Annotated in this window: 11 protein-coding genes; 3 read left to right on the top strand and 8 right to left on the bottom strand. The window is 72.1% G+C overall.

The genetic code is table 11. The annotated features are described in order from the left end of the window. Window positions 1-26: 26 nt before the first annotated feature. From AB0A74_RS28185 to AB0A74_RS28220, 8 genes are all read right to left on the bottom strand, one after another. Entirely contained in the window at window positions 27-536 is a 510-nt protein-coding gene (locus AB0A74_RS28185; RefSeq protein WP_358254029.1) for a hypothetical protein, read from the bottom strand. Between the two features lie 128 nt (window positions 537-664). Beyond that, entirely contained in the window at window positions 665-1,141 is a 477-nt protein-coding gene (locus AB0A74_RS28190) for a hypothetical protein (RefSeq protein ID WP_358254031.1), read from the bottom strand. Window positions 1,142-1,192: 51 nt separating this feature from the next. Further along, on the bottom strand, window positions 1,193-2,308 hold the full coding sequence (locus AB0A74_RS28195; protein ID WP_358254033.1) for a hypothetical protein: 1,116 nt from the start codon (window positions 2,306-2,308) through the stop codon (window positions 1,193-1,195). After that, window positions 2,302-3,558: a glucarate dehydratase family protein gene (locus AB0A74_RS28200; protein ID WP_358254035.1), complete on the bottom strand. Its 1,257-nt coding sequence runs from the start codon at window positions 3,556-3,558 to the stop codon at window positions 2,302-2,304. Before AB0A74_RS28200 ends, AB0A74_RS28195 begins: the two co-directional genes overlap by 7 nt. Further along, window positions 3,555-4,457, bottom strand: a complete 903-nt coding sequence (locus tag AB0A74_RS28205) for a 5-dehydro-4-deoxyglucarate dehydratase (RefSeq protein WP_358254037.1) — start codon at window positions 4,455-4,457, stop codon at window positions 3,555-3,557. The genes AB0A74_RS28200 and AB0A74_RS28205 overlap by 4 nt, the downstream gene beginning before the upstream one ends. An 8-nt stretch (window positions 4,458-4,465) precedes the next feature. After that, a complete protein-coding gene (locus tag AB0A74_RS28210; protein WP_358254039.1) occupies window positions 4,466-5,341 on the bottom strand; it encodes a carbohydrate ABC transporter permease in 876 nt (291 codons plus the stop codon). Further along, window positions 5,338-6,282, bottom strand: a complete 945-nt coding sequence (locus AB0A74_RS28215) for a sugar ABC transporter permease (RefSeq protein ID WP_358254041.1) — start codon at window positions 6,280-6,282, stop codon at window positions 5,338-5,340. The genes AB0A74_RS28210 and AB0A74_RS28215 overlap by 4 nt, the downstream gene beginning before the upstream one ends. Before the next feature lie 5 nt (window positions 6,283-6,287). Continuing rightward, on the bottom strand, window positions 6,288-7,616 hold the full coding sequence (locus tag AB0A74_RS28220) for a sugar ABC transporter substrate-binding protein (RefSeq protein WP_358254043.1): 1,329 nt from the start codon (window positions 7,614-7,616) through the stop codon (window positions 6,288-6,290). A 122-nt stretch (window positions 7,617-7,738) separates the two neighbouring features. Between AB0A74_RS28220 and AB0A74_RS28225 the strand changes: the two genes are divergently transcribed. Genes AB0A74_RS28225 through AB0A74_RS28235 form a run of 3 tightly spaced genes read left to right on the top strand, consistent with a single transcriptional unit; the run spans window position 7,739 to window position 10,872 of the window. Continuing rightward, a complete protein-coding gene (locus tag AB0A74_RS28225; protein ID WP_358254045.1) occupies window positions 7,739-8,521 on the top strand; it encodes an IclR family transcriptional regulator in 783 nt (260 codons plus the stop codon). Window positions 8,522-8,569: 48 nt separating this feature from the next. Further along, window positions 8,570-9,382, top strand: a complete 813-nt coding sequence (locus AB0A74_RS28230) for an NAD(P)-dependent oxidoreductase (protein WP_358254047.1) — start codon at window positions 8,570-8,572, stop codon at window positions 9,380-9,382. Next, window positions 9,379-10,872, top strand: a complete 1,494-nt coding sequence (locus AB0A74_RS28235) for an aldehyde dehydrogenase (NADP(+)) (RefSeq protein WP_358254049.1) — start codon at window positions 9,379-9,381, stop codon at window positions 10,870-10,872. Before AB0A74_RS28230 ends, AB0A74_RS28235 begins: the two co-directional genes overlap by 4 nt. Window positions 10,873-10,933: the final 61 nt, after the last annotated feature.

Below are 10,933 nucleotides of genomic sequence, written 5' to 3' on the forward strand. Positions count from 1 at the left end.
CGAATGCTAGATCACCCGATCGGGTGTCATGCGGTGTCCTCGCGGCTCTCCAGGACGACCCGGCGGTCCCCCAGCGGGGCGTCCAGGGTGACGTTCAGCGGCACGTCGTGGAACTCCTGCGTGCACACCCCGCCGGCCGGCGGGTAGTAGGTCGTCACGAGCGTGATCCGCACCTGGTCCGCCGCCTGCGCGGCGACCTCGGCCGACGCGCGCTTGCACCCGCCCGCGAGACCGATGACGCGCAGCGTGCGGCCGTCCGCGGAGGCCTGCACGTCCTTCTTGTGGAGCTCGGACAGGGTGCCGGCGTCGATCCGCTCGGCCGGGACGGCGGTCGGACCGCCCGGCAACGGCTCGGCGCTGGACTGCGGCGGCGGCGCGGGGCGGTCGGTCGCCCCAGGCGATGACAACGTTGTCGAAGGAGACGACGAGACCGTGGCGCCCGGTTGGGTGGTGGACGAACCGGGTGCGCCGGTGGGCGTGCCGCCGGTGCAGCCGGCGAGGGCCAGGGCCGCGAGGGCGGCGGCGAACTTCCTCATAGCCGTAGGACGGTACTTCGGCGCGCAAGGGTTGCAAGGTGCCCGGCCGACGGGGCAGGTCGACCGGGCACCGGGGGGAGGTGGAACGTCGGGCCGCCGCGAGCGCGGCGGCGGGCGGTCGAGCGGACCTACTTCTGGTCCTGCCGGGTGGTCAGCACGACGGCGCGCTCGCCCAGCGGGGCGTCGAGCTTCGCGGTCAGCGGCGGGTAGCGGATGTCCATGGTGCAGACCTGGGCGTCCTTGGGCGTGGTCTCCACCATGACGACCTTGACGACCTGCGGCCCCTGCTCGGCGACCTCCACGCTGGCCTTGCCGCAGCCCGCTTCCTGCGCTACCAGGCCGATGGTGCTGCCGTCGCCCTCGGTCCACACGGTTCGCGGCCGGTCCTCGGGCACGGCGGCGGCGTCGACCTTCGCCTTGGGCACCTCCTTGGCACCCGGCGGCACGGGGCTCTCGAAGCCCGGCTCCTCCGAGGAGGGCGGGGTGCTCGTCGCGGTGGTCAGCGTGGGCCCGCTGTTCCCCGGCGCCACCGACGGCTGGGTCGAAGCGCAGGCGGTCAGCAGGAGCAGCGCGCCTGCGCCGATGACGGTTCCTAGGCTTCTCATGTCGGAAGGACGGAGCCGCCCGCGCGCCGGGTTGCTCCGCCCTTTTCACAGTTACCCGTTCAGGTGATCCCGGACGCCGTGGACGGCGTGCCGCAACGCCGCCAGCCGGGCGGCCGAGGCGAGTCCGGCGTGGTAGACGTGGAACTCCTCCACCCCCGCATTCGCGTAGGCGAGCCACTCCGCCAGCAGCGCGTCCCCGTCGGCGGCGCGCGGCGGCAGGCCCAGGACGTAAGCCGCCGTCCGCACGTCGAACGCCCGCAACGCCTCGATCGCGGGCACCGCCACGTCCGGGCCGCGCCAGCACGTCAGCGTGAGCACGTCCACGTCGGCCCCGACCCCGTCGGCCACCGTGGCGAACGGCCCGGTGCCCCACGGGTCGGCCGTGGCGTGCACGACCACCCGCACGTCACCGGCGAGCGCCACCAGCTCGCGCCGCAGGTCCCGCGACACCGCCGTCCGCACCGCCCGGACCGCCGGGGCGAACTCCCCCAACGCCTCCTCGACCGACGCCGCTCCCCCGTCCACCCCGGCGCGCACCGCCTCGGCGGTCCCCTCGGGGTACCGTCCGGCGCACACCGCGCAGAAGCACAGCGACAACAGCTTCTGCTGCACGGGAGTCCAGTCCGTGCCGTCGGTCTTCTCGTGGTGACCGCCGTGCACGAACCCCAACGGGCCGCACGCCTCCAGCACGACCCCGTCCGGCTGCCCGAGTTCGAGCACTTCCGACACCAACGCGCGCGCGTACTCCACGACGTCGGGCTGCGCCGGGCACAGCGCGTACGGATAGGCGTCGCCGAAAGCGTTGCGCACCACCAGATCGGGGTGCGCGTCGCCGAGCACACTGCTGTGCGTCAGCACGGTCCACGCGTACACCGGCAATCCGGCCGCCTTGAGAGCGTCCGAGGCGCGCCGGTACGAGTCCGGCTCCACCCAGGACGGTTCAAGCGGCACCAGACGACCGAACTTCTCCCGCCGCACCGGCAGGTAGAACGCCGCGTGCCGCGCGTCAACCAGCCGGTGCGCCGGGTGGAACGGCGTGGCCGCGCGCACGGTGTGGTACGCCGCCGCGAGCGCCACGGCGTCCACGCCCAGCCCGGACACCCGTTGCACGGCCGAAGGGTCACCGACGATGTCCCACGGGTAGACGTGGGCGACGGTCGTCACCACCGGGGGCGCTTCCTCTCGTAAGTCGGGTCGTGCTGCTGCATGTACCCGGTGTCGTCGCGCTGCACGAGCCCGCACTTCCGGTAGTTCTCGGCCAGCCGCGCGAGCGCGTCGCGGTCCAGCTCGACGCCCAGCCCGGGTCCGGCAGGCACCGGCACACCACCATCCACAAAGGACAAGGGTGTGGTCAGCACGTCGTCCGCCGAGTTCCACGGGTAGTGGGTGTCGCAGGCGTAGTTCAGGTTCGGCGTCGCGGCGGCGAGGTGCGTCATGGCCGCCAGGCTGATGCCCAGGTGCGAGTTGGAGTGCATGGACAGGCCGATGCCGAACGTCCGGCAGATCGCGGCCAGCTCCTTGGACCGCGACAGCCCGCCCCAGTAGTGGTGGTCGGACAGGATGACCTGCACCGCCCCCAGCTCCACCGACCGGGCGATGTGCTCGAACGCCACCACGCACATGTTCGTGGCCAGCGGCAACGGCGCCGACCGGGACACCTCCGCCATGCCGGCGATCTCCGGCGACGGGTCCTCCAGGTACTCCAGCACGCCGTCCAGCTCGGCGGCGACCTTCAACGCCGTCGCGGGCGTCCACGCCGCGTTGGGGTCCAGCCGCAGCGGGTGGTCCGGGAACGCCGCCCGCAACGCCCGGATCGCCTCGATCTCCTCCTCCGGCGGGAACACGCCGCCCTTGAGCTTGATCGAACCGAACCCGTGCCGCTCGACCAGCATCCGCGCCTGGGCGACGATCCCGTCCGGGTCCAGCGCCGCGCCGAACCCGTCCGGCTCCGCGCCGGGGTGGCCGTCCCACTTGTAGAACAGGTAGGCGCTGTACGGCACGGCGGTCCGCACAGCGCCTCCCAGCAGGTCCACCACGGGACGCCCGAGGGCCTTGCCCCGGATGTCCCACGTGGCGACCTCGAACGCGGCGAACACGCGGTCCACAGTGGACTCGGCGGTCAGCTTGCCGGTCAGGCCGTGCCGGTCGGACCCGGTCTCGCCGCCCAGCGCCGCGGTGACGCGGGCGTGCAGGCCGTTGAGGTCGTGGACGTCCAGGCCGACCAGCGCGGGCGCGACCGTCCGCAACCGGGTCAGGTGGCCGATGTCGCCGTAGGTCTCGCCCAGCCCGGAGAGGCCTTCGTCGGTGTGCACCTCGACGATCGTGCGCAACGCCCACGGCTCGTGGCAGCCCACGGAGTTCAGCAGCGGCGGGTCGGCGAACGCGACCGGCGTGAGGTCGATCGAGGCGATCTTCACGCCGCCAGCTCCCGTCCGGCCACGATGATCTTCTCCAGCTCCGCCAGGTGCTCGTCGGTCGGGTCCAGCAGCGGCGGGCGCACGCCGCCCACGTCCAGGCCGGTCGCCTTCACGGCCGCCTTCACCAGCGCCACCGCGTACCCCGGCACCCGGTCGCGCAGCTCCACGAACGGCCGGTAGAACTCGGTCAGGTAGCGGCGGACCAAGGCGTCGTCGCCGTCCTGCACGGCCTGGTAGAAGCCCAGCGAGATGTCCGGCGCGAAGCAGAACACCGCCGACGAGTACAGGTCCACGCCGATGCCCCGGTAGGCGGGCACGGTCAGCTCCGCGGTGGGCAGGCCGTTGAAGAACTGGAACGGCGTGTCCACCGCGGCCCGCACGGCCAGCACGATGCGCTGCAACAGGTCGATGTCGCCCAGGCCGTCCTTGAAGCCGACCACCGTGGGCAGCGACGCGACCTCCACCGCCGTCTCCGGCGTGAACACCGCGTTGTTGCGCTGGTACACGATCAACGGCAGCTCGGTCGCGCCCGCCACCTCGGCGACGTACCGGACGAGCCCGCGCGGCGGGTTGGTCACCAGGTACGGCGGCAGCAGCAACAACCCGTCCGCGCCGGCGTCCCGGGCCGCGCGGGCGAAGGCCTTGGCCACCGGCAGCGGGCCGCCCGCGCCCGCGAACACCGGCACCCGCCCGGCCGTCGACTCGACCGCCACGGCCACCGCGCGCTCGAACTCCGCGAGGTCCAGGGCGTGGAACTCGCCGGTGCCGCACGCGACGAACACCCCGCCCGCGCCCGCCGCCACCCCGCGCTTCACGTGCTCGGCCAGCACGTGCTCGGCGACGGCCCCGTCCGGGTCGAACGGCGTCACCGGGAAGAACAGCACCCCATCGAGTTGCATACCGACCTTCATCCCTTGATCGCTCCGGTGGTGATCCCACGCAGGAAAGACTTTTGCAGCGACAGGTACACGAGCAGGCTCGGCACCAGCGCCAGCAGCGCCCCGGCCAGCACGATGCCCGGCCCGACCTGGTCGTCGGAGCGCAACGACAGCAGGGCGACGGTCAGCGTGTAGTCGGACGGGTCGGTGGCCACGATGAGCGGCAGCAGGTACTGCTCCCAGATCATGGTGAACCCGAACACGGCGACCACGCCGAGCGCCGGCTTGCACAGCGGGAGGATGATCCGGGCGAAGATCCGCAGCTCCCCCGCGCCGTCCACGGTGGCCGCCTCCTCGATCTCCACCGGGATCTCCTTCATGAACTCGGTCATGACGAAGATGGAGAACCCCCACGCGCCCAGCGGCAGGATGACGCCGAGCAGCGTGCCCTTGAGGCTGATGCCCAACACCGGGAGGTCGCCGATCACCAGCGACAGCGGGATGGCGATCACCTCCTCGGGCAGCATCATGGTGGTGAGGACGGCCAGCAGGACGATCGCCCGACCGCGGAACTTCTTGCGCGCCAACGCGTACGCGGCGAAGACGCTCACCGAGAGCTGGAGCAGCAGCGCGCCGCCGGCGATGATCAGCGAGTTGCCCAGGTAGTGCCAGATCCGGTTCTCGCCGGCCGCCCGGAAGTTGTCCAGCGACGGGTGGTCCGGCACCACCGAGAGCCGGGTGGGGTCGGGGTTGTCGTCGAACGCGCCGGAGAAGATGGTGAGCAGCGGCCCGGTGAAGAACAGGACCGCGCCCACGCACAACAGCACCCGGACGCCCCGCGACACCCACGCCGACCGGTCGGAACGCCAGCCCAGCGCCGTCTCGCACTTCTGCGCGACGCTCATGCGGCCTTCCTCCTCCGGTAGAGCTGGACGGTCACGGTCAACGCGAAGGTGATCAGGAACAGCAGCACCGATCCGGCCGACGCGATCCCGAGTTCGTTGCGCTCGAACGCCACGGAGAACACCCGGGTCATCCACACGTCGGTCGACCCGGCCGGGCCGCCCCCGGTCAGCACGTAGACCTCGGTGAACGTCCTTAGCCCGCGGATGGCCGCCAGGGTCAGCAGGATCGTCACCACCGGCCGCAGCGCGGGCAGCGTCACGTACCGGATGCGTTGCCACGTCGAGGCACCGTCGATCTCGGCGGCCTCGTACTGCTGCCGGTCGATGCCCGCCAGGCCGGCCAGGATCAGCACCATGTCGTAGGGCGCGCCCTTCCAGACGCCCACCGCCATCACCGACCACAGCGCGGAGTCCGGGCTGTCCAGGAAGGTCAGCGGACCGAGGCCGACGAACGACAGGATGTCGTTGATGAACCCCTCGGGCGCCGGGTAGTACAGCAACCGCCAGATCTCGCCGATCACGGCGGTGGCCGCGACCACCGGCAGGAACACCGCCGACCGCACGAACCACAGCGACCGGGCGTGCCCCTCCAGCACCAGGGCCAGCGCGAACCCGATCAGCATCGCCCCGGCGGTCTGACCGGCGGCGAGCAGGACCGTCCGGCCGATGGCCGAGCGGAACCGGTCGTCCTCCAGGATGCGGACGTAGTTGTCCAGCCCCACGAACAGGTCCCCGAGGAACGGCCGCACCTGGAACAGGCTCAGCCGGATGCCCTCGGCCATCGGCACGTACTTGAAGACCACGAACAACACCAGCGCGGGCGCGAGGAACAGCCACGGGGTGGCGCCCGTGAGGCGGCGCTCGCGGCGCCGCCCCACGGGGTGGGGGCCGACGGCACCGCCGCCGTTGGCCGTCGCCCCCACGTCTCGGGCGGTCTTCACCGCCGTCACCCGGCCATCCCTTGAGCGGCCAGTTCCTTCTTGAGGTTCTCGGCGAGCTTGCCGAGGTCGCCCTTCACGTCGGTGGAGCAGGTGGCGAGGATGCCGTTGAGGCCTTCGGCGGTCTGCTGCCGGAACGGCTGGAAGTTCGGCAGGCTCGGGAACGGCTTCGCGCCGTCCTGGTAGAGCTTGGCCACGGTGTTCCAGCGGGCGTCGTCGTAAACGGTCTCCACGTCCACGTTCTTGTTGACCGGCAGCCGGACCACGGGCTGCGTCTCGCCCTTCATGCCGGCCTGCTGCGCGCCCGCGCTGATCAGGAACTCGGCGAGCTTCTTCTGGTCGGCCACCCGCGGCGACCCGGCCATGAGGTAGACGTTCTCGCCCTCGGCCAGCGACCCGACGCCCGCCGGACCGGCCGGTGGCGCGATGACCTCGTACTTGTCCTTGCCCAGCTTCTGGTCGAAGCGGCCGAACATGTACGGGCCGGTGTGGTAGATGCCGGCCTTGCCGGACTCGAAGAACGCGTGCGCGTCGTTGGTGTTGAGCGTCAGCGCGCCGGGCACGACGACCTTGCTGTCGCAGAACAGCCCGCGGATCCACTCGACGGCTTTGACCGACTCGGCGGAGTCGATGGCGACGGAGTACTTGTCGCCGTCGGCCTTGACGATGTCGCCGCCCGCCTGGAACAGGTAGCTCGACGCCCACCAGGCCAGGTAGCCGCGGTCGGTGGTGCCGGGGACGAGCATCCCGTAGGTGTTGGCCTGGCCGTCACCGTCGGGGTCCCGCGTGGTGAACGCGGTGGCCAGCTCGGTGAGGTCGGCCCAGCTCCGGGGTAGTGGTTCGCCCAGCTTCTCGCGCCAGTCCCTGCGGATCAGCGTCACGAACGCCTGCGCGGAGAACGGGACGCCGTAGTACTTGCCGTCCGCGCCCTTGGCGCTCTCCCAGGCGCGTTCGACGATGTCGCCGTTGCCGACGACGGAGGAGCGGTCCAGCTCGGGGACGAGGCCCTGCCCGACCAGCGTGCCGAGCGAGCCGGTGTCGTTGATGATCACGTCCGGCAGGTCCTTCGAGGCCGCGCGCTGCTGGAGCTGCTTCTCGAAGTCGGTGAAGATCGGCTTGTAGTCCACCTTGACGCCGGTCTTCTGCTCGAAGTCGGCGAAGAGCTTCGCGTAGACCTTCGCGGGCGCTTCGGTGCTGCGCGTCCACACCTCGAACGGCGCGTTCGGGTCCTGCTGGACCTGGGCCCCGCCGGACGACGACGTGCCGCACGCGGAGCTGACGAGTCCCACGACGGCCAGCGCGGCGGCAGCGGTGAAAGACCGGCGGGATGTTCTCATGAGCGCCCTCCTTGTTCACATGTGTGAAATGGAGTCGTACTTGTGAACGTGATGGGCGGACTGTAAGAATCGCCACTGCGACGTGTCAAGAAGCGCGTCTCAGTACTCACCGGGGAGGACAGGTGACTGGTCCCGCGTCACCCGCACGGCCGAACGCCGTCAAATCGGCCGACCGGACGGTGGAGTTGCTGGAGGTGCTGTCGGCGTCGGAGCGCCCGCTGACGCTGACCGAGCTGCACCGCGAGCTGAGCTACCCCAAGTCGAGCCTCTACATGCTGTTGCAGACGCTCGTCGCCCGCGGCTGGGTCGAGCTGGACACCACCCGCGGCACCTACGGCATCGGCGTGCGCGCCCTGCTGGTCGGCACCTCGTACCTGGACCACGACCCGGTCGTGCAGGTCGCGATCCGGGTCATGGAACAGGTGCGCCGGGAGATCAACGAGACGGTCCACCTGGCCCGCCTCGACGGCGCCGACGTGGTGTACCTGGCCAGCCGCGAGTCCGAGCACCACCTCCGGGTCGTCTCGCGCGTGGGCCGCCGCCTGCCCGCGCACTCGACGTCCCTGGGCAAGGCGCTGCTGGCCGCCCGCACACCGCAGGAGGTGGACGCGATCCTGCCGGCCCAGCTGACGCCGCTGACGCCGAACACCGTGGTGGACCGGGGCGCGCTGCACACCCAGCTGGCCGGGTTCCGTTCGGTGGGGTACGCCCACGAACGCGAGGAGAACACGCCCGGTCTGGGCTGCTTCGCGGTCGCCCTGCCCTACCGGTCGCCGGTCCTGGACGCGATGAGCTGCTCGGTGCCGCTGGGGCGACTCACGCCGGAACACGAGAAGCAGGTTGTGGACGCGCTTTTGCACGGTGCTCGAACGATCACCGAACTGCTCCGCCAGTTCGGCCGCTGACCGCGAGGCCGCCGGAGGCGCGCCGAAGACACAGCGAAAGGTTTTCCCGTGACCCAACGCATCCTGATCACCGGGTCCGCCGGCGGGGTGGGCACCCTCATGCGCACCCGGCTCGCCGCGCCCGGCCGCGTGCTGCGGCTGCTGGACATCGGCGAGCAGCCGCCCGCCGCCGACGGCGAGGCCGTCGAGGTCGTGCGGGCCTCGGTGACCGACCAGGCCGCGATGGACGCCGCGTGCGAGGGCGTGGACGCCGTGATCCACCTCGGCGGGCACAGCCTGGAACAGCCCTGGGCGCAGATCCTGGACGTCAACATCAACGGCACGCACGTCGTGCTGGAGGCCGCGCGCCGCAACGGCGTCAGCCGGGTGGTCCTGGCCAGTTCCAACCACGCCGTCGGCTTCTACGAGCGGGCGTCGGGCGAGGCGGGCGACTACCTGTTCCCGCAGCCGGACACGTACTACGGCGTGAGCAAGGTGGCGTTGGAGGCGCTGGGCAGCCTGTACGCCAGCCGGTACGGCATGGACGTCGTCGCGATCCGCATCGGGTCGTGCTTCGAACGGCCCAAGGACGCGCGGATGCTGTCCACGTGGCTGTCGCCCGACGACGGCGCGCGCCTGTTCGAGGCGTGCCTGTCCGCGCCGTCGCCGGGGTTCCGGGTGGTGTGGGGCGTCTCGGACAACACGCGGCGCTGGTTCTCCCTCGACGAGGCGCGGGCGCTGGGCTACGAGCCGAAGGACGACTCGGAGGTGTTCGTCGCGGACGTCCCCGAGGGCGACCCGGACTCGGTGGCGCACAAGTACCTGGGCGGCATCTGGTGCGGTCCGGAGTTCGACACGGCTGTGAAGGAGGCGGGCCGGTGACCGTCGTGCAGGGCTACGACCCGCGGACCGGGGAGCCGTTCGGCGAGCCGATCCCGGCCACCGCCGACGACCGGGTGGACGCGCTGGCGCGGGCCGCCGCGGACGCGTTCCCGGCGTGGTCCGCGCTGCCGGCGGCGGACCGGGCGGACGTGCTGGACCGGGTGGCCGACGCGCTGGACGCGTCCGCCGAGTCGCTGGTCGCGGTGGCGGACGCCGAGACGGCGTTGGGCGTGCCGCGGCTGAGCACCGAGTTGAAGCGCACCACCAACCAGTTGCGGCTGTTCGGCCAGGTGCTGCGGGAGGGTTCGTACGTCGAGGCGGTGCTGGACTCGGCGGACCCGGACACCGTCCCGCCCCGGCCGGTGCTGCGGCGGATGCTCCGTCCACTCGGGACGGTCGCGGTGTTCTCGGCGTCGAACTTCCCGTTCGCGTTCTCGGTCGCCGGCGGGGACACGGCGTCCGCGCTGGCGGCCGGGTGCCCGGTGGTCGTGAAGGCGCACTCGGCGCACCCCGGGACCTCCCGCGAGACCGCGCGGGTCGTCGCTTCCGTCGTGCCGGACGGGGTGTTCGGGATCGTGTACGGGACCGAGGCGGGCGTGACGCTGGTCAAGCACCCGGCGGTGCGGGCGGTCGGGTTCACCGGGTCCACCGGCGGCGGGCGGGCGCTGTTCGACATCGCGCAGGGCCGGCCGGACCCGATCCCGTTCTACGGCGAGCTGGGCAGCGTGAACCCGGCCGTGGTGCTGCCGGGCGCGGCGGCGGCGCGGCCGGAGGAGGTGGCGACCGGGTTCGCCGGGTCGCTGACGCTGGGCGTCGGGCAGTTCTGCACCAACCCGGGGCTGCTGTTCGCGCCGGAGTCGCTGGTGCCGGAGCTGGCGTCGGCCGTCGACGGGACGACCGGCGGCGCGATGCTCAACGAGCGGATGTCGGACTCCTACCGGTCGGGCACCGAGGAGCTGGCGGCGTCGGGCCTGGCCGAGCAGGTCGCGGCGGGCACCGCGCCCGAGGCCGGCTTCACGGCCGCGCCGAAGCTGTTCGCGGTGCCGCTGGACGCGTTCGCCGAGAACCTGGAGAAGCTGACCGAGGAGCACTTCGGGCCGGCCGGGATCGTCGTCACCTACACCGACCCGGAGGACCTGCCGGACGTGCTGCGCCGGCTGCCGGGCACGCTGACCGGCACCGTGCACGCGTCGGACGACGAGCACGAGCTGGCGGGAGTGGTCGCGTCCGCGCTGGGCGGGGTCGCCGGGCGGCTGATCTTCAACGGGTGGCCGACCGGTGTGGCGGTGGCGTGGGGCATGCACCACGGCGGCCCGTGGCCCGCCACCACGAACCCGCTGCACACGTCGGTGGGGGCGACCTCGATCCGCCGCTGGCTGGCCCCGGTGACCTACCAGTCGTGGCCGGACGCGCTGCTGCCGGCGGAACTGCGCACGGACAACCCCCTGCGCATCCCACGCCGCGTGGACGGCGTGCTGGGCGTGCACTGAGGGCCGAGGCGGGCGGTCGGCGCGGCGGACGCGGGCGGCGCGGCGGGCGCGGGCGCGCGCG

The organism is Saccharothrix sp. NPDC042600 (genome assembly GCF_040647305.1).
GTDB classification, from domain to species: domain Bacteria; phylum Actinomycetota; class Actinomycetes; order Mycobacteriales; family Pseudonocardiaceae; genus Actinosynnema; species Actinosynnema mutabilis.